The sequence below is a fragment of the Limnohabitans sp. TEGF002 genome (assembly GCF_055395845.1).
This window is the reverse complement of sequence record NZ_AP029224.1, coordinates 2274512-2292773: the sequence shown is the minus strand read 5'-3', so window position 1 is coordinate 2292773 and position 18262 is coordinate 2274512. Positions and strand designations below refer to the sequence as shown.

Below are 18262 nucleotides of genomic sequence, written 5' to 3'. Positions count from 1 at the left end.
CCATGACGTCCAAATCCTTTGAATTCAACGCTTCCAACCTGGAAGCCTGGCAAAAAGCAGCGGTCAAGTCCGCCCCCGGTGGTGATGTGAACGCGCTGAACTGGAAGACGCCCGACGGCATCGTCGTCAAGCCTTTGTACACAGCGGCTGACACGGCCAACTTGCCTTACGCCAACACGCTGCCTGGATTTGAGCCGTTTTTGCGCGGCCCGCAGGCCACCATGTATGCGGTGCGCCCTTGGACCATCCGCCAATACGCTGGTTTCTCCACCGCTGAAGAATCCAACGCCTTCTACCGCAAGGCCTTGGCCGCAGGCGGGCAGGGCGTGTCGGTCGCGTTTGACTTGGCCACCCACCGGGGTTACGACTCCGACCACCCCCGCGTGACGGGCGACGTGGGCAAAGCCGGTGTGGCGATTGACTCGGTCGAGGACATGAAGATCCTGTTCGACCAGATCCCGCTCGATAAAGTCAGCGTGTCCATGACCATGAACGGTGCGGTGTTGCCGGTGCTGGCGGGCTACGTGGTGGCGGCTGAAGAGCAGGGCGTGAGCCAAGACAAATTGAGCGGAACCATTCAGAACGACATTCTGAAAGAGTTCATGGTGCGCAACACCTACATCTACCCGCCCGAGCCGTCGATGAAGATCATCGGCGACATCATCGAGTACACGAGCAAGAACATGCCCAAGTTCAACTCGATCTCGATCTCGGGTTACCACATGCAAGAAGCCGGGGCCAACCAAGCGCTCGAGATGGCCTTCACCTTGGCCGACGGCAAGGAATACGTGAAGACCGCCATTGCCAAGGGCATGGACGTGGACGACTTCGCCGGCCGCCTGTCCTTCTTCTGGGCGGTGGGCATGAACTTCTATTTGGAGATCGCCAAGATGCGCGCAGCCCGCTTGCTGTGGTGCCGCATCATGAAGGGCTTTGACGCCAAGAACCCCAAGAGCCTCATGCTGCGCACGCACAGCCAAACTTCGGGCTGGTCGCTCACCGAGCAAGACCCCTACAACAATGTGGTGCGCACCACCATCGAAGCCATGGCGGCTGTGTTTGGTGGCACCCAGTCGCTGCACACCAACTCGTTTGACGAAGCGATTGCTTTGCCCACCGAGTTCAGCTCGCGCATCGCCCGCAACACCCAGCTCATCATCCAAGAAGAAACCCACATCACCAACGTGATCGACCCATGGGCCGGTTCTTACATGATGGAGAGCCTGACGCAAGAGATGGCCGACAAGGCTTGGGCCATCATCGAAGAAGTCGAAGCCATGGGCGGCATGACCAAAGCCGTGGGCAGTGGCTGGGCCAAGCTCAAGATCGAGGCCGCAGCGGCCGAGAAGCAAGCCCGCATCGATTCCGGCAAAGACGTCATCGTGGGCGTGAACAAATACAAGCTGGCCAAAGAAGACCTGATCGAAACTTTGTCGATTGACAACGTGCGTGTGCGCGATGGCCAGATTGAGCGCCTCGCCAAAATCCGCTCTACCCGCGACAGCGCCAAGGTGCAAGCCGCGTTGGACGCTTTGAGCGCTTCGGCCGAATCGGGCCAGGGCAACTTGCTCGACTTGTCCATCCAAGCGGTGCGCCTGCGGGCCACGGTGGGTGAGATTTCGGATGCGCTGGAAAAATCCTTCGGCCGCCACCGCGCCGACACCCAAAAAGTCACCGGCGTCTACGCCGAGGCTTATGACGACGGCGAAAACGTGGGAGACACCATGGAATACTGGAACGCCCTCAAAGCCGACATCGCCGCTTTTGCCGATTCCCAAGGCCGTCGCCCCCGCGTGATGATTTCCAAACTGGGCCAAGACGGCCACGACCGTGGGGCCAAAGTGGTCGCCACCGCGTTCGCCGATTTGGGCTACGACGTGGACATGGGCCCGCTGTTCCAGACGCCCGAAGAGTGCGCCCGCCAAGCGATTGAAAACGATGTGCACGCCGTGGGCGTGAGCACGCTCGCTGCAGGCCACAAAACTTTGGTCCCCGCCATCATTGCCGAGCTGAAGAAGCAAGGCGCAGACGACATCATTGTGTTCGTGGGCGGCGTGATTCCGCGGCAGGACTACGACATGTTGTACGAAGCAGGCGTCAAAGGCATTTACGGCCCAGGCACTCCGATCCCGGTCAGTGCCAAAGACGTGCTGGAGCAGATCAAGAAGGCTCTCGGGTGAGTCCTGCGCAGTTGCTCGACGGTCTGTTGCACGGCAACGCTGCTGGGCAACGTCGCGCCATGGCCAAAGCCATCACGCTGCTCGAATCCACGCGTGTGGACCACCGCTTCCAAGCCGACGAGTTGCTCACGGCCATGCTGCCGCACACGGGCCAGTCTTTCCGCTTGGGTATCAGTGGTGTGCCGGGCGTGGGCAAGTCCACCTTCATCGAGGCGCTGGGCCTGTATTTGATCGGCCAAGGTCACCGCGTGGCGGTGCTGGCGGTGGACCCGTCCAGCACGGTGTCGGGCGGCTCCATCTTGGGCGATAAGACCCGCATGGAATTACTCAGCGTGCACGAGCGAGCCTACATCCGCCCCAGCCCCAGCAGTGGCACTTTGGGCGGCGTGGCCGAAAAAACCCGTGAGTCCATGTTGGTCTGTGAAGCCGCAGGCTACGACGTGGTGATCGTCGAGACGGTGGGCGTGGGCCAAAGCGAAACTGCCGTGGCCAACATGACCGACATGTTTGTGCTGATGCAACTGCCCAACGCGGGCGACGATTTGCAGGCCATCAAAAAAGGCGTGATGGAGATTGCCGATTTGGTCGTCATCAACAAGGCCGACATCGATGCGATTGCCGCCACCCGCGCTGAGTTGCAGATCACCAGCGCCTTGCAGCTTTTGGGCATGCACGGCGGCTCGGGCCACGCGCACGCCGACACCACCCAGTGGCATCCCAAAGTGGTGCAACTGAGCGCCTTGCTGGGCCAAGGTGTGGACAGTTTTTGGGTGGCGGTCAGCGAGTTCCGAAGCTTGCAAACTGCCAATGGCCGTTTGGGTCTGCGCCGCCAACAACAAGCCCTGTCCTGGATGTGGGAACGCATCGACGCAGGACTGAAACAAAACTTCCGGGCGCAGCCCAGTGTGCAAACGCTGCTGCCCCAACTCAGCCAACAAGTCGCAGCAGGCCAGCTGGCCGCGTCGACGGCTGCCCGTCAACTGCTCGGCGCTTACGAAACGAAAAGTCAAAGCGCTGGGTTCATTTGAAATCTTTCTGGAAAAAAGAGAGCCACCATGCAAGACATCATCGAACAACTGGAAAAAAAGCGCGCTGCGGCCCGCTTAGGCGGCGGGCAAAAGCGCATTGACGCGCAGCACGCCAAAGGCAAACTCACAGCGCGTGAGCGCATCGAAGTGCTGCTCGACGAGGGCACCTTCGAAGAGTGGGACATGTTCGTGGAGCACCGCTGCACCGACTTCGGCATGCAAGACAACAAAATTCCTGGCGATGGCGTGGTCACCGGCTACGGCATGATCAATGGCCGTTTGGTGTTCGTGTTCAGCCAGGACTTCACCGTCTACGGCGGTGCGTTGTCCGAGACACACGCCGAGAAGATTTGCAAGATCATGGACCAGGCGATGAAAGTCGGTGCGCCCGTGATTGGTTTGAACGATTCGGGCGGCGCCCGCATCCAGGAAGGCGTGGCGTCCCTGGGCGGTTATGCCGACGTGTTCCAGCGCAACGTGATGGCCAGCGGTGTGGTGCCTCAGATCAGCATGATCATGGGCCCATCGGCCGGTGGTGCGGTGTATTCGCCAGCCCTGACCGACTTCATCTTCATGGTCAAGGACACGTCCTACATGTTCGTGACGGGCCCCGAAGTGGTCAAGACCGTGACGCACGAAGAAGTCACGGCCGAGGAGCTGGGCGGTGCCCTCACGCACACCACCAAGAGTGGCGTCGCCGACATGGCGTTCGAGAACGACGTGGAAGCGCTGCTGATGCTGCGACGTCTGTACAACTACCTGCCGCTCAACAACCGCGAAAAAGCGCCTGTGCGCGCGAGCGGTGACCCCGCGGGTCGTCTGGACATGAGCTTGGACACCCTGGTGCCAGAGAACCCCAACAAAGCCTACGACATGAAGGAACTCATTGTCAAAACAGTGGACGATGGCGACTTCTTTGAGCTGCAACCTGACTACGCCAAAAACATCCTGATCGGTTTTGCCCGCATGGAAGGGCAAACCGTGGGCATTGTGGCCAACCAGCCTTTGGTTTTGGCCGGATGTCTTGACATCAAGAGTTCCATCAAGGCGGCCCGCTTTGTGCGTTTTTGCGATGCGTTCAACATCCCCGTGATCACCTTTGTCGATGTACCCGGCTTCATGCCTGGGACCAGTCAGGAATACGGCGGCATCATCAAACACGGCGCCAAGCTGCTGTACGCGTACGCCGAGTGCACCGTGCCGAAAATCACCGTCATCACCCGCAAAGCCTATGGGGGCGCTTACGACGTGATGGCCTCCAAGCACTTGCGCGGCGACGTGAATTTTGCTTGGCCCAATGCCGAAATCGCGGTGATGGGTGCCAAGGGTGCGGTCGAAATCATCTTCCGTGAAGACAAAGGCGACCCCGAGAAACTGGCCGCCAAAGAAGCCGAATACAAAGCCCGCTTTGCCAACCCCTTTGTTGCAGGTGCTCGCGGCTTCATCGACGACGTCATTCAGCCGCATGAAACGCGCAAGCGCATTTGCCGTTCGCTGGTCATGCTCAAAGACAAAAAAATTGAAAACCCATGGCGCAAGCACGGGAACATTCCAATGTGATTGCCAAGGAGAAGAACAAGATGTTTACCAAAATCCTGATTGCCAACCGCGGCGAAATCGCCTGCCGTGTCATCGCCACCGCCCAAAAAATGGGCATTCAAACTGTGGCCGTTTACTCCGAAGCCGACAAAGAGGCCCGCCATGTCATGCTGGCCGACGAGGCGGTGTTGATTGGCCCAGCGGCTTCGCGTGAGTCGTACTTGGTGGCCGACAAAATCATTGCGGCAGCCAAGGCCACGGGCGCACAAGCCATTCACCCTGGCTACGGCTTCCTGAGCGAGAATGCCGAGTTCTCCAAGCGCTGCGAAGACGAGGGCATTGCCTTCATCGGCCCACGCCACTTCTCGATTGCTGCCATGGGCGACAAGATCGAGTCCAAGAAGCTGGCAGGCGCTGCGGGCGTGAACTGCATCCCTGGCGTGAACGACGCGATTGAAACCGCAGAAAAAGCGGTCGAAATCGCCAAGGGCATCGGTTACCCCGTGATGATCAAAGCGTCTGCGGGCGGCGGCGGCAAAGGCCTGCGTGTGGCCTTCAATGACAAGGAAGCCTTTGAAGGTTTCACCTCGTGCCGCAACGAAGCGCGCAACAGTTTTGGTGATGACCGCGTGTTCATCGAGAAGTTTGTCGAAGAGCCTCGCCACATCGAAATCCAGGTGCTGGGCGACAGCCACGGCAACGTGATTTATTTGAACGAGCGCGAGTGCTCCATCCAGCGCCGCCACCAGAAAGTGATTGAAGAGGCGCCATCGCCTTTCATCTCTGAAGCCACCCGCAAAGCCATGGGCGAACAAGCCGTGCAACTGGCCAAGGCGGTGAAATACCAGTCTGCTGGTACGGTCGAATTCGTGGTCGGCAAAGACCAGAGCTTCTACTTCCTGGAGATGAACACCCGTTTGCAGGTGGAGCACCCCGTGACGGAAGCCATCACCGGTCTCGACTTGGTCGAGATGATGATCCGCGTGGCCGCTGGCGAAAAACTGCCGATTGGACAAAAAGACGTGCAGCGCAATGGCTGGGCCATCGAGTGCCGCATCAATGCCGAGGACCCCTTCCGCAACTTCTTGCCGTCCACAGGCCGTTTGGTCCGTTTCCAGACGCCGCACCAAACCATGTTCCAGGCCAACACGGCTGACCTGTATGGCGTGCGCGTGGACACCGGCGTGCAAGACGGCGGCGAGATTCCGATGTTCTACGACTCGATGATCGCCAAGCTCATCGTGCACGGCAAAGACCGCAACGACGCGATCGCCAAAATGCGCGAAGCCCTGAATGGTTTTGTCATTCGTGGCATCAGCTCCAACATTCCCTTCCAAGCCGCGTTGTTGGCCCACCCGCGCTTTGTGTCGGGTGACTTCAACACCGGCTTCATTGCCGAGCAATACAGCAAAGGCTTCCGCGCCGAAGACGTGCCGCACGACGACCACGACTTTTTGGCAGCCTTGGCCGCATTCGTGCGCCGCAAGTCGCGTCAACGCGCAGCCAACCTCAGTGGTCAGTTGCCCGGTTACGACGTCAAGATTGGCCAAGACTATGCCGTGGTCGAGCTGGGGCAGGGCGGCAACAACCGCTATGTGTCTGTGCATGTGGACGAATTCACCGGCAGGCCTGGTGTGGCACAAATCACAGTGGAAGGCAAAACCTACGCCATCGAGAGCAACTCGCGCTTGAACGACATCCGCATCGAAGGCACTTGCAATGGCAAGCCGTTCACGGCGCAAATCGAACGCGGCACTCTGAAGAATCCGCTGGCCCTGCAAGTGCAGCACAACGGCACCCGCATCGAAGCGTTGGTGATGTCGCCGCGCATGGCTGAGTTGCACAAGCTGATGCCTTACAAAGCACCACCTGACCTGAGCCGTTTTGTGCTGTCACCCATGCCAGGCCTTTTGGTCGATGTGGCGGTGCAGCCAGGCCAGAAGGTTCAAGCCGGTGAGCGCGTGGCCGTGATCGAAGCCATGAAGATGGAAAACGTGCTCTTTGCGGCGCAAGACGGCGTTGTGAAGAAAGTGGTCGCTGCAAAAGGCGAATCGCTGACGGTGGACCAAATGATTGTGGAGTTCGAATAAATGACACGCCCCTTCAAAGTGCTGGGCGTCCAGCAAATCGCCATCGGTGGACCTGATAAATCACGCCTGCAAAAGCTCTGGGTCGATATGTTTGGCCTGGAGGTCACCGGCACCTTCAAAAGCGAACGCGAGAACGTGGACGAAGACATCTGCGCCATCGGCACTGGCCCCTTCAAGGTCGAGGTCGATCTGATGCAACCGCTGGACCCCGACAAAAAGCCTGCCGTGCACACCACGCCCCTCAACCACATTGGTCTGTGGATCGACGACCTGCCTGTGGCCGTGGAGTGGCTCACGGCGCAAGGCGTGCGCTTTGCGCCCGGCGGCATCCGCAAGGGCGCGGCCGGTTTTGACATCACGTTTTTGCACCCCAAGGCGAACGAAGAGTTCCCGATTGGCGGCGAGGGGGTGTTGATCGAGTTGGTGCAGGCGCCACCCGAGGTGGTCAAGGCGTTTGCAGCTTTGGCTGCGTCGCACTAAGGCATGCTGTTCTGAAAAAAGCCCGTCAGGCTCCAGCTTGGCGGGCTTTTGCTTTGGCCAGTGCCGCTTCGATGATGGCGCGCTTGCGGTCCACTTCGGGCGCATTCTCGGTGCCTTTGGTGTGTTCGGCCAAATCGGCCAGTTTGTGTTCGGCTTTGGTTTGTAAGTGCTTTTGGTGCTCGGCTTGCTCGCGTACCAAACGCTGTTGACGAGAAGCATAGCGCCCGCGTGCGGTATCGGCTTGCTGCGCGGACCAAGCGGCCCAGCCGGTTTGTTCGCCAGTCATGTTTTCGAGTTGGATACAGTCCACCGGGCAGACTGGAATGCACAGCTCACACCCCGTGCACCAAGGCTCGATCACGGTGTGCATCATCTTGTTGGCCCCCAAAATCGCATCGGTCGGACAAGCCTTGATGCACAGCGTGCAGCCGATGCACCAAGCCTCGTCAATGATGGCCACATGGCGTGGCCCCTCTTGGCCGTGTTCGGGGTTCAGTGGGATCACCGGCTGGCCCGTCAATGCAGCCAGACGTTCAATGCCCGCTTGTCCACCCGGCGGGCATTGGTTGATCGGCGTTTGCTCTTGGGCCATGGCGCGGGCATAGCTGGCGCAATCGGGGAAGCCGCAACGTGTGCACTGGGTTTGGGGCAGGGCGTCGTTGAGCAATAGAAAAAGCGCCTGGGTCTCAGGCGCTGTTCTGGGAGAAGCGGGCATGGGCCTCAGGCTTTTTTCTTGGGCTCAACCCAAGCGGTTTTGACAGTGGCCTTGGGCTTGGTGACTGCAGCGGTTTTGCTGGAGGCTTTGGCCACGGGCTTGCTGGCTGTCTTCACCACCACTTGCTGGGGTTTGGACTTCACCGCTTTTTTGGCTGCCGGGTTGGTCAACTTGGGCTGGGCAGTTGCAGAACCTTTGGCAGCCGCTTTGGGTGCGTGGCTCTGGATGAACTTGACCAGCTGCGGGTACACGATGTCGCGCCAGCGGCGGCCACTGAAGATGCCGTAATGGCCTGCGCCGGGCACTTCCAGGTGCTGGCGCTCGCTGGCGGGCACGCCGCTGCAGAGGTCTTGTGCCGCGCGGGTCTGGCCCGAGCCAGAAATGTCGTCCAGCTCGCCTTCGACCGTCATGAGCGCGGTGCCCTTGATGTCTTGAGGGCGCACGCGCTCGACTTTGCCATCGACGCCTTTGACGTCCCAAGTCCCGTTGACCAGTTTGAAGTCCTGGAACACGGTGGCGATGGTCTCAAGGTAGTAATCGGCGTCCATGTCCAGCACCGCGTTGTACTCGTCATAGAACTTGCGGTGAGCTTCGGCGCTGGCGTCGTCACCCTTGATCAGGTCTTTGAAAAAGTCGTAATGGCTGGTGGCATGGCGGTCAGGGTTCATGGCCACGAAGCCGGTGTACTGCAAAAAGCCGGGGTAGACACGACGGCCTGCGCCTGGGAAGTTTGGCGGGACGCGGTAAATCACGTTGTTCTCGAACCACTCAAAGCTCTTGTTGGTGGCCAGGTTGTTCACCGAAGTGGGCGACTTGCGCGCATCGATAGGGCCGCCCATCATGGTCATGGTCAGCGGGGTCTTTTCACCACGGCTGGCCATGAGCGACACCGCAGCCAAAACTGGCACGGTCGGCTGGCACACGCTCACCACATGGCAGTGGCCATAGATGGACTGGATGTGGCGGATGAATTCCTGCACATAGTTGATGTAGTCGTCCAGGTGGAACTCGCCATCCGTCAACGGCACCAGCCGGGCATTTTTCCAGTCGGTGATGTAGACCTTGTGGTCTTTCAGCATGGTCTTGACGGTGTCGCGCAGCAAGGTGGCGTAGTGACCCGACAAAGGGGCCACGATCAACACTGCAGGCTGTGCCTTGAGCTGGGTCAGCGTCGCGGTGTCGTCCGAGAAACGCTTGAAACGGCGCAGTTCGCAAAAAGGCTTGTCGATCTCGATGCGTTCGTGGATGGCCACATCGGTCTTGTTGACCTTCACGGTCTGGATGCCGAACGCTGGTTTCTCGTAGTCTTTGCCCAAACGGTGCATCAAGGCGTAGCCTGCCGACACACGTTGTGCCAGCGGCGTTTGAGCCATGGGGTTCAGGGGGTTGCTGTAAAGCTTGGCTGCTGCTTGGGCCAGATCGGAAAAAGGCTCCATGATCGAGCGTTGAGTTTCAAAAATCTGATAAAGCATGTGACAGTTTCCCTTGCAACAAAATGGTGCGCTGCAGCAATACTACAGGAGACCAAGCGGTATTTTTTGAGTTTGCCCCCTAATTGACAGTCACCTTCCGGACCGCCCAAAAAGAAACCGCCCCGTCAGGGGCGGTTGCAAGCCGGATGTCAGTCAAGTCAGACGACTTTGGCGATCGAGGCGCAGACGTAGTCGATGTTTTTGCTGTTGAGCGCAGCCACGCACATGCGGCCGGTGTCGGTGCCATACACACCAAACTCGCTGCGCAGGCGCACCATTTGGTCCTTGGTGAGGCCCGAATAGCTGAACATGCCGATCTGGGTGGTGATGAAGCTCATGTCTTGCTTCACGCCAGCGGCCTTGAGGCTGTCCACCAGTTTTTGGCGCATGGCCTTGATGCGCACGCGCATTTCGGCCAATTCGCTTTCCCATTGGGCACGCAGTTCGGGGTTGTTCAGCACGGCCGCGACCACCGCGCCGCCGTGGATGGGCGGGTTGGAGTAGTTGGTGCGGATCGCGATTTTGAGCTGCGACAACACGCGCGAGGCTTCTTCTTTGTCAGAAGCCACCACAGACAGGGCGCCCACGCGTTCGCCATACAGGCTGAAGCTCTTGGAGAAAGAGGTCGAAACAAAGATGTTCAGGCCCGCAGCCACAAATTTGCCGATCACCGCGCCGTCTTCGGTGATGCCATGGCCAAAGCCTTGGTAGGCCATGTCCAGGAAGGCTGTCAGGCCCTTGGCCTTGACAACAGCGATGACCTGGTCCCACTGGGCATCGGTGATGTCGTAGCCGGTGGGGTTGTGGCAGCAAGCGTGCAGCACCACGATGGTCCCCGCGGCCGCAGCGTTCAGGCTGGCCAGCATGCCGTCGAAGTTCACGCCACGCTTTTCGGCGTCGTAATACGCGTACGAACCCACTTCAAAACCAGCGTTCACGAAGATGGCGCGGTGGTTTTCCCAGCTGGGGTCAGAAATCAACACTTTGGCGTTGGGGCTGACTTTCTTCAAGAAGTCGGCACCGATCTTCAGGCCGCCCGTGCCGCCAATGGCCTGCACGGTGGACACACGGCCCGACTTGACCACGTCAGACTCAGCGCCAAAGACCAGCGCCTTGACGGCGTTGTCATAGGCCACGATGCCGTCGATGGGCAGGTAGCCACGCGCAGTGGGGGTGGCCATCATGGTTTTTTCGGCCGCTTGCACGCACTGCAGCAGGGGCAGTTTGCCGTTGTCGTCGAAGTAAACGCCCACGCCCAGGTTCACCTTGTTGGGGTTGGTGTCGGCGTTGTATTGCTCGTTCAGACCCAGAATCGGGTCGCGGGGGGCCATTTCGACGGCGGAAAACAGAGACATGGAAAGTCCTTGGATTGTGTTCAGTGGTGGCAGGAAACCCGTTCCTCGGTTAGGCTTTCGGGTTGTCCCTGATTTTAACGGCCCCCGCCGCCTGGTTTGACCCGGCGGTCATCAGAAAAATGTCCACCGTGCCTGAAGTCCCTGTTGTTGAAGTTGTGTCTGATGCAGACAAGTACGCTGAGGGGAAGTTCATCAGCTACCCCGGCTCACCTTTTGAACTGTATCAGCCTTACCCGCCTGCGGGTGACCAACCCGTGGCGATTGAGCAGTTGGTCGAGGGGGTGCACGACGGCGAGGTGTTCCAAACCCTGCTGGGCGTGACCGGCTCGGGCAAGACCTTCACCATGGCCAACGTCATCGCCCAGCTGGGGCGGCCCGCCATTGTGTTTGCGCCCAACAAGACGCTGGCGGCCCAGCTGTACAGCGAGTTCCGCGAGTTTTTCCCCAAGAACGCAGTCGAGTACTTCGTCAGCTACTACGACTATTACCAGCCCGAAGCCTATGTGCCTCAGCGCGATCTGTTCATCGAAAAAGACTCGGCGATCAACGAACACATCGAGCAGATGCGGCTGTCTTGCACTAAAAGCATCATGGAGCGGCGCGATGTGGTGATCGTGGCTACGGTGTCGGCCATTTATGGCATTGGCGAGCCCGAGAGCTACCACCGCATGATCATGACGCTGCGCACCGGGGACAAGTTGGGTCAGCGCGACGTGATCGCCCAGCTGATACGCATGCAGTACCAGCGCAACGACATGGAGTTCAGTCGAGGCAAGTTCCGGGTGCGCGGCGACACCATCGACGTGTTTCCGGCCGAACACTCGGAGTTGGCGATCCGCATTGAGCTGTTTGACGACGAAATCGAGAGCCTGCAGCTGTTTGACCCGCTCACCGGGCGCATTCGGCAAAAAATACCGCGCTTCACGGTCTACCCGTCCAGCCACTATGTGACGCCGCGCGACAAAGTGTTAGCGGCGGTGGAAACCATCAAGGTGGAACTGGCCCAGCGCCTGAAGGAGCTGGTGGGTATGGGCAAGCTGGTCGAGGCGCAGCGCTTGGAGCAGCGCACCCGGTTTGACCTGGAAATGCTGTCCGAAGTGGGGCACTGCAAAGGCATTGAAAACTACACACGCCATTTGTCGGGCGCAGCCCCGGGTGATCCGCCCAGCACCTTGACCGACTACATGCCGCCCGACGCCATCATGTTTTTGGACGAGAGCCACCAGATGATTGGCCAGCTCAACGCCATGTACAACGGCGACAAAGCGCGCAAAACCACGCTGGTGGAATACGGCTTTCGCCTGCCCAGTGCGCTGGACAACCGCCCGCTCAAGTTTGAAGAGTTTGAAAAACGCATGCGCCAGTGCATTTTTGTTTCGGCCACCCCCGCCGACTATGAAAAAACGCATTCGGGCAAAGTGGTCGAGCAGGTGGTGCGCCCCACGGGTTTGGTCGACCCGCAGGTCGAGGTGCGCCCCGCCACGCATCAGGTGGACGACGTGCTGCAGGAGATCCGTATTCGGGTCGACAAGCACGAGCGGGTGCTGATCACCACGCTCACCAAACGCATGGCCGAACAGCTGACCGACTACCTGAGCGACAACGGCGTGAAAGTGCGCTACCTGCACAGCGACGTGGACACCGTGGAGCGGGTGGAAATTTTGCGTGACCTGCGCTTAGGCGCTTTTGATGTGCTGGTGGGCATCAACTTGCTGCGCGAGGGCCTGGACATTCCCGAGGTGTCGCTGGTCGCCATTTTGGATGCCGACAAAGAAGGCTTCTTGCGTGCCGAGCGCAGCCTGATCCAGACCATTGGCCGAGCGGCGCGCAACCTGAATGGGCGCGCCATTTTGTACGCCGACCGCATCACCGAGTCCATGAAAAAAGCCATGGGCGAGACCGAACGGCGGCGCATCAAACAACTGGCCCACAACGAGGCCATGGGCATCACGCCCAAGAGCATTGTCAAAAAGGTCAAGGACCTGATCGACGGCGTGTACAGCGAAAAGTCGGGCAAAGAAGCCGAGCGACTGGAACAAGCGGCCATGCAAAAGGCCAAGGTCGAGGACATGAGCGAAAAAGACATCGCCCGGGCCATCAAGCAGCTCGAAAAGCAAATGATGGAACATGCCCGCAACCTGGAGTTCGAAAAAGCCGCTCAGGTGCGAGACCAGCTGAGCATCCTCAAAGAGCAGGCGTTTGGGGCCACTGGCGGCGACAACATCGTGCCGCTGATCCGAGCTTGAATAACCCTATAACCCGAGTGATTTGATCGGGATTGGTTTATACTTGACTCGTTTAGTCGGGAACCCACTTTGGGGGGTCTCTGACCAAGCCCCCACACACTTCAGGAGTCTGCCATGCGTTTAACCACCAAAGGCCGTTTTGCCGTCACCGCCATGATCGATCTGGCCTTGCGCCAAGACGCCGGCCCAGTGACCTTGGCCGCCATCAGCCAGCGCCAACAGATTTCTCTGTCCTATCTGGAACAGCTGTTCGGCAAACTGCGCCGCCATAACCTGGTCGAGTCCACCCGTGGCCCCGGCGGCGGATACACCCTGGGGCGCAAATCCACCGACATCACCGTGGCTGACATCATTTTGTCGGTCGACGAGCCCATCGACGCCACCCATTGCGGCGGTAAAGAAAATTGCAACGGCGGCGATGGCCGATGCATGACGCACGACCTGTGGGCCTCCTTGAACTCCAAAATGGTGGAGTTTCTGGATTCCGTCTCTTTACAAAAGTTGGTGGATGACCAATTGGCCAAGGGCCTGATCGTTGAAAACAAACCCAGCCTCAAGCGCGCCATTGCCCCCATGCCGATCAGCCAACCGATCCGCGTGAATGTGCCCAACTCGGTGTTCGACTTGGGCAATATGTTTGCCAAATCCTGATTCAAAAAGAAAAACCACCATGACCACGCCTCACTTCCCCATTTACCTCGACTACGGCGCGACCAACCCCTGCGACCCCCGCGTGGTGGACGCCATCATTCCTTGGTTGCGTGAGCACTTTGGCAACCCCGCATCACGCACCCACGCCTGGGGCTGGGAAGCCGAAGCCGCCGTTGAAAAAGCCCGTGAGCAAGTGGGTGATCTGATCGGTGCCGACCCGCGCGAAATCGTCTGGACCAGCGGTGCCACCGAATCGAACAACCTGGCCATCAAAGGCGCAGCGCACTTTTACAAGTCACGCGGCAAGCACCTGATCACGGTCAAGACCGAACACAAGGCCGTGCTCGACACCATGCGCGAGCTGGAGCGTCAAGGCTTTGAAGTGACTTACCTCGATGTGCAAGACGATGGTTTGCTGAGCATGGACGCGCTCAAAGCCGCGATTCGCCCTGACACCATTTTGATCAGTGTGATGTTCGTGAACAACGAAATCGGTGTGATCCAGGACGTGACCGCCATTGGTAACCTGTGCCGCGAAAAAGGCATCATCTTCCACGTTGATGCGGCCCAAGCCACTGGCAAGGTCGAGATCGACATGACCCAGTTGCCCATCGATTTGATGAGCCTGGCCTCGCACAAAACCTATGGCCCCAAAGGCATTGGCGCTTTGTATGTGCGCCGCAAGCCCCGCATTCGCCTGGAAGCGCAAATGCACGGCGGCGGTCACGAGCGCGGCATGCGTTCGGGCACCTTGCCCACCCACCAGTGCGTGGGCATGGGCGAGGCGTTCCGCATTGCCAAGCTCGAGATGGCGCAAGACAACGCCAAGGCGCGTGCCTTGCACGACCGCTTGATTGCAGGCCTCAGTGATATGGAGCAGGTGTTTTTGAACGGCCACGCCACCCAGCGCGTGCCGCACAACATCAACATGAGCTTCAACTTCGTCGAAGGCGAATCGCTGATCATGGGCATCAAGGGCCTGGCGGTCTCGTCCGGTTCGGCCTGCACCTCGGCCAGTTTGGAGCCCAGCTATGTGTTGCGCGCTTTGGGCCGCAGCGACGAGTTGGCCCACAGCAGCTTGCGCATGACGATTGGCCGCTGGACCACCGAAGAAGACATCGACTACGCGATCAAAACCATCCGCGAGAACGTGGCCAAGCTGCGCGACTTGAGCCCCTTGTGGGAAATGCACCAAGACGGCATCGACTTGAGCACGATCCAGTGGGCTGCCCACTGAGCCGCGTCGCCCAAACGGCCCAGGGCTTTGTCGCGTTGTCTTGCCGTGTAAAGCACTGTTTTCGACAACGCTTCGCGCCCTGAACCCTTTGGGCTCAGCGACCTAAATTAAGGAGAATTGAAATGGCTTATTCTGAAAAAGTGGTTGACCACTACGAAAACCCCCGCAATGTCGGCTCGTTCGACAAGGGCGACGAAGACGTGGGTACCGGCATGGTCGGTGCACCGGCTTGCGGCGACGTGATGAAGCTGCAAATCAAGGTCAACCCGACCACCGGCGTGATCGAAGACGCACGTTTTAAGACCTACGGCTGCGGCTCGGCCATCGCATCCAGCTCACTCGTGACCGAGTGGGTGAAGGGCAAGACGCTGGACGAGGCAGCGGCCCTGAAGAACAGCGAAATTGCCGAAGAGCTGGCGTTGCCGCCCGTGAAGATCCACTGCTCCATCCTGGCCGAAGACGCCATCAAGGCCGCTGTGGACGACTACAAAAAGAAACACCTGAACTGACATGGCCATCTCACTGTCTGCTGCCGCAGCTCGGCATGTGACCCGGTATCTTGCCAAACGCGGCTCGGGTGTCGGTGTGCGTCTGGGGGTCAAGACCACAGGTTGCTCGGGCTTGGCCTACAAGCTGGAATACGTGGACGAGATTGCGCCGGAAGACGTGGTCTTTGAAGGCCACGGCGTCAAGGTGTTGGTGGACCCGAAAAGCTTGGCCTACATCGACGGCACCGAGCTCGACTTTGTGCGCGAAGGCCTGAACGAAGGTTTCCGCTTCAATAACCCCAACGAGCGTGACCGCTGCGGTTGCGGTGAGTCCTTCCGCGTCTGAGTTCCTAGCGTGTGATCTCGCTCCAAGCCAACGACTTTGAGTTGTTTGATGTGCCCGTGCAGTACGCACAGGACCGCGCTCAACTCGACGCCCGCTGGAAAGCCTTGCAGCGCGAAGCCCACCCCGACCGCTTTGCGGCAGAAGGCGCCGCAGCACAGCGCATCGCCATGCAGTGGTCGGTGCGCATCAACGAGGCGTATCAGCGCCTGAAAGATCCGCTCAAACGCGCGGCCTATTTGTGCGAACTGCAAGGCGCGCCCGTGCAGGCCGAAAACAACACGGCCATGCCTCCAGCGTTCTTGATGCAGCAAATGGAATGGCGTGAAAGCCTGGAAGACACGGGCAGTGCCCAAGGCCTTGAAGCTCTGGCCGACGAGGTGGCTGCCGAGCAGCGCCGTGTGCAGCAAACGCTGGGCGATTTGCTGGATGTAGCCAAAGACCCCGCGCAAGCCGTGGGGCAGGTGAGGGCGCTCATGTTCATTGAGCGCTTCACGCAAGAAGTGAACGCTAAACTCGACCGATTGACCTGACCTCCCCTGATTGACCATGGCGTTACTGCAGATTTCTGAACCGGGCCAGTCGCCCGACCCCCACCAACGCCGCATTGCCGTGGGCATCGACTTGGGCACCACGCACTCGCTGGTGGCTTCGGTGCGCAACGGCGTGTCCGAATGTTTGCCTGACGACGATGGTCGTGTGATCCTGCCGTCGGTAGTGCGTTTCATGCCTGGCCAAGGCCGCCAGATAGGTTTTGACGCGGTGCAGTCCGCCGCCAGCGACCCGGTCAACACCATCGCCTCGGTCAAGCGCTTCATGGGGCGTGGCCTGAACGACATTGCCGACCGAAGCAAACTGCCTTACGAATTCACCGCGAGCGAGCAAGGCATGCTCAGCATCCAAACCGTGCAAGGCCCCAAGTCGCCCGTTGAGGTCAGCGCCGAAATTTTGGCCACGCTGCGCTACCGAGCCGAAGACACCTTCAACGACGACCTGTATGGTGCAGTGATCACCGTGCCCGCTTACTTTGACGACGCCCAGCGCCAAGCCACCAAAGACGCCGCGCAACTGGCGGGCCTGAACGTGCTGCGCCTGATCAACGAACCCACCGCAGCGGCCATTGCCTATGGCCTCGACAACGCCAGCGAAGGCGTTTACGCTGTGTTCGATTTAGGCGGTGGCACCTTTGACATTTCCATCTTGCGCCTGACACAGGGCGTGTTCGAAGTTTTGTCCACCGGCGGCGACTCCGCATTGGGCGGTGACGATTACGACCAAGCCTTGGCCGATGCCGCCATGGCCCGCCAGCCTGGCCTACAAGCGGTCACGGCCGAAGACAAAACCGTGCTCAAGGCGGCGGCCCGCGCCGCCAAAGAAGCACTCACCACCGCCGATGCGGTCACCCTGAATGCCGCCTTGTCCACAGGCAGCCTGTCGGCATCCATCGGCCGCGCAGATTTTGAGCAAGCCACCCAAGCCCTGACGGCTCGCTGCATCACCGCCGTGCGCAAAGCCTTGCGCGATGCCCAGCTGAGCAAGGACGATGTGCAAGGCGTGGTCATGGTGGGCGGCTCCACCCGCATGCCGCAAATCCAGCAGGCCGTGGCCGACTTTTTTGGCCAGGCTCCGCTCAACAACCTCAACCCCGACGAAGTCGTGGCTCTGGGGGCGGCCATCCAGGCCAACCAACTGGCAGGCAACAACGCCGCTGGCGAGTTGCTGCTGCTCGATGTGATCCCGCTGTCGCTGGGCATCGAGACCATGGGCGGTTTGGTCGAGCGCATCATCCCGCGCAACCAGACCATCCCCACCGCCATGGCGCAAGACTTCACCACTTACCAAGATGGCCAGACGGCCCTTGCGCTGCATGTGGTGCAGGGTGAGCGTGACTTGGTCCAAGACTGCCGCAGCCTGGCCCGCTTTGAGTTGCGTGGCATCCCGCCCATGGCCGCAGGCGCGGCCCGCATCCGAGTGACCTTCACAGTGGATGCCGATGGTTTGCTGAGCGTGGGGGCCAAAGAACAAATCAGTGGTGTGGAGGCGCGCATTGACGTCAAGCCTTCGTATGGCCTGAGCGACGACCAGATCGCCACCATGCTGCAAGAGAGCTTTACCACTGCCCAGGCCGACATGAAAGCCCGTGCGCTGGTGGAAGCCCGCGTGGATGCCGACCGCATGCTGCTGGCCACGCGCAGCGCCTTGGCCGCCGACGGTCAATTGCTGCGCGATACCGAGCGTGCCAGCATCGACGCTCTGATGGCCACCTTGCAGGCGGCCATCCAAACCGAACAAGATGCCAAGGCATTGGAAGACTGCACTCAAGCCCTGGCCAAGGGCACCGAAGCCTTTGCCGCCGAGCGCATGAACCACAGCATCCAAAAGGCGCTGTCTGGCCAAAATATCCAGTCCTTGTAAAGTCTGCCCTGTACCGAATTCAA

15 protein-coding genes are annotated in these 18262 nt (G+C 59.7%); 12 read left to right on the top strand and 3 right to left on the bottom strand.

The window, feature by feature from the left end:
- Nucleotides 1–2: 2 nt before the first annotated feature.
- Genes scpA through ACZ5SR_RS11355 form a run of 5 tightly spaced genes read left to right on the top strand, consistent with a single transcriptional unit; the run spans nucleotide 3 to nucleotide 7317 of the window.
- A complete protein-coding gene (scpA, locus tag ACZ5SR_RS11375) occupies nucleotides 3–2180 on the top strand; it encodes a methylmalonyl-CoA mutase (RefSeq protein ID WP_464448785.1) in 2178 nt (725 codons plus the stop codon).
- Nucleotides 2177–3208: a methylmalonyl Co-A mutase-associated GTPase MeaB gene (gene meaB / locus ACZ5SR_RS11370; RefSeq protein WP_464448784.1), complete on the top strand. Its 1032-nt coding sequence runs from the start codon at nucleotides 2177–2179 to the stop codon at nucleotides 3206–3208. Before scpA ends, meaB begins: the two co-directional genes overlap by 4 nt.
- A 27-nt stretch (nucleotides 3209–3235) precedes the next feature.
- On the top strand, nucleotides 3236–4768 hold the full coding sequence (locus tag ACZ5SR_RS11365) for an acyl-CoA carboxylase subunit beta (RefSeq protein ID WP_464448783.1): 1533 nt from the start codon (nucleotides 3236–3238) through the stop codon (nucleotides 4766–4768).
- A 20-nt stretch (nucleotides 4769–4788) separates the two neighbouring features.
- A complete protein-coding gene (locus ACZ5SR_RS11360; protein ID WP_464448782.1) occupies nucleotides 4789–6837 on the top strand; it encodes an acetyl-CoA carboxylase biotin carboxylase subunit in 2049 nt (682 codons plus the stop codon).
- Nucleotides 6838–7317, top strand: a complete 480-nt coding sequence (locus tag ACZ5SR_RS11355) for a VOC family protein (protein WP_464448781.1) — start codon at nucleotides 6838–6840, stop codon at nucleotides 7315–7317.
- A 25-nt stretch (nucleotides 7318–7342) separates the two neighbouring features.
- Here ACZ5SR_RS11355 and rsxB read toward each other — a convergent pair whose 3' ends face one another.
- The 3 genes from rsxB to ACZ5SR_RS11340 all read right to left on the bottom strand — a co-directional run bounded on the left by rsxB (nucleotide 7343) and on the right by ACZ5SR_RS11340 (nucleotide 10859).
- Nucleotides 7343–8032 (bottom strand): electron transport complex subunit RsxB, encoded by a 690-nt coding sequence (rsxB, locus tag ACZ5SR_RS11350; RefSeq protein ID WP_464448780.1) that lies wholly within the window; start codon nucleotides 8030–8032, stop codon nucleotides 7343–7345.
- 5 nt (nucleotides 8033–8037) lie between these two features.
- The gene (locus ACZ5SR_RS11345; protein ID WP_464448779.1) at nucleotides 8038–9504 is read right to left on the bottom strand and encodes a polyhydroxyalkanoate depolymerase; all 1467 of its coding nucleotides are present in this window, start codon (nucleotides 9502–9504) and stop codon (nucleotides 8038–8040) included.
- Nucleotides 9505–9662: 158 nt separating this feature from the next.
- Nucleotides 9663–10859, bottom strand: coding sequence for an amino acid aminotransferase (locus ACZ5SR_RS11340; protein ID WP_464448778.1), 1197 nt, complete (start codon nucleotides 10857–10859; stop codon nucleotides 9663–9665).
- Between the two features lie 119 nt (nucleotides 10860–10978).
- Between ACZ5SR_RS11340 and uvrB the strand changes: the two genes are divergently transcribed.
- The 7 genes from uvrB (at nucleotide 10979) to hscA (ending at nucleotide 18239) form a co-directional block, all read left to right on the top strand.
- Complete coding sequence (gene uvrB / locus ACZ5SR_RS11335) at nucleotides 10979–13105, top strand: excinuclease ABC subunit UvrB (protein ID WP_464451044.1); 2127 nt, start codon at nucleotides 10979–10981, stop codon at nucleotides 13103–13105.
- Nucleotides 13106–13219: 114 nt separating this feature from the next.
- The gene (iscR, locus tag ACZ5SR_RS11330) at nucleotides 13220–13756 is read left to right on the top strand and encodes a Fe-S cluster assembly transcriptional regulator IscR (RefSeq protein ID WP_464448777.1); all 537 of its coding nucleotides are present in this window, start codon (nucleotides 13220–13222) and stop codon (nucleotides 13754–13756) included.
- 19 nt (nucleotides 13757–13775) lie between these two features.
- Nucleotides 13776–14993 (top strand): IscS subfamily cysteine desulfurase, encoded by a 1218-nt coding sequence (locus tag ACZ5SR_RS11325; protein ID WP_464448776.1) that lies wholly within the window; start codon nucleotides 13776–13778, stop codon nucleotides 14991–14993.
- Between the two features lie 122 nt (nucleotides 14994–15115).
- On the top strand, nucleotides 15116–15502 hold the full coding sequence (iscU, locus tag ACZ5SR_RS11320; RefSeq protein ID WP_300707671.1) for a Fe-S cluster assembly scaffold IscU: 387 nt from the start codon (nucleotides 15116–15118) through the stop codon (nucleotides 15500–15502).
- 1 nt (nucleotide 15503) lies between these two features.
- Nucleotides 15504–15827, top strand: a complete 324-nt coding sequence (iscA, locus tag ACZ5SR_RS11315; RefSeq protein WP_019425275.1) for an iron-sulfur cluster assembly protein IscA — start codon at nucleotides 15504–15506, stop codon at nucleotides 15825–15827.
- A gap of 14 nt (nucleotides 15828–15841) precedes the next feature.
- The gene (gene hscB / locus ACZ5SR_RS11310; RefSeq protein ID WP_464451043.1) at nucleotides 15842–16357 is read left to right on the top strand and encodes a Fe-S protein assembly co-chaperone HscB; all 516 of its coding nucleotides are present in this window, start codon (nucleotides 15842–15844) and stop codon (nucleotides 16355–16357) included.
- Nucleotides 16358–16373: 16 nt separating this feature from the next.
- On the top strand, nucleotides 16374–18239 hold the full coding sequence (hscA, locus tag ACZ5SR_RS11305) for a Fe-S protein assembly chaperone HscA (protein ID WP_464448775.1): 1866 nt from the start codon (nucleotides 16374–16376) through the stop codon (nucleotides 18237–18239).
- Nucleotides 18240–18262 lie beyond the last annotated feature (23 nt).

Excerpts from the sequence above, each read along its gene's own strand:
- hscA (WP_464448775.1), top strand. The coding sequence starts at position 16,374 with ATGGCGTTACTGCAGATTTCTGAACCGGGCCAGTCGCCCGACCCCCAC.
- ACZ5SR_RS11360 (WP_464448782.1), top strand. The coding sequence starts at position 4,789 with ATGTTTACCAAAATCCTGATTGCCAACCGCGGCGAAATCGCCTGCCGT.
- ACZ5SR_RS11355 (WP_464448781.1), top strand. The coding sequence starts at position 6,838 with ATGACACGCCCCTTCAAAGTGCTGGGCGTCCAGCAAATCGCCATCGGT.
- ACZ5SR_RS11340 (WP_464448778.1), bottom strand. The coding sequence starts at position 10,859 with ATGTCTCTGTTTTCCGCCGTCGAAATGGCCCCCCGCGACCCGATTCTG.
- rsxB (WP_464448780.1), bottom strand. The coding sequence starts at position 8,032 with ATGCCCGCTTCTCCCAGAACAGCGCCTGAGACCCAGGCGCTTTTTCTA.
- scpA (WP_464448785.1), top strand. The coding sequence starts at position 3 with ATGACGTCCAAATCCTTTGAATTCAACGCTTCCAACCTGGAAGCCTGG.
- ACZ5SR_RS11365 (WP_464448783.1), top strand. The coding sequence starts at position 3,236 with ATGCAAGACATCATCGAACAACTGGAAAAAAAGCGCGCTGCGGCCCGC.
- iscA (WP_019425275.1), top strand. The coding sequence starts at position 15,504 with ATGGCCATCTCACTGTCTGCTGCCGCAGCTCGGCATGTGACCCGGTAT.
- ACZ5SR_RS11325 (WP_464448776.1), top strand. The coding sequence starts at position 13,776 with ATGACCACGCCTCACTTCCCCATTTACCTCGACTACGGCGCGACCAAC.
- ACZ5SR_RS11345 (WP_464448779.1), bottom strand. The coding sequence starts at position 9,504 with ATGCTTTATCAGATTTTTGAAACTCAACGCTCGATCATGGAGCCTTTT.
- iscU (WP_300707671.1), top strand. The coding sequence starts at position 15,116 with ATGGCTTATTCTGAAAAAGTGGTTGACCACTACGAAAACCCCCGCAAT.
- uvrB (WP_464451044.1), top strand. The coding sequence starts at position 10,979 with ATGTCCACCGTGCCTGAAGTCCCTGTTGTTGAAGTTGTGTCTGATGCA.
- iscR (WP_464448777.1), top strand. The coding sequence starts at position 13,220 with ATGCGTTTAACCACCAAAGGCCGTTTTGCCGTCACCGCCATGATCGAT.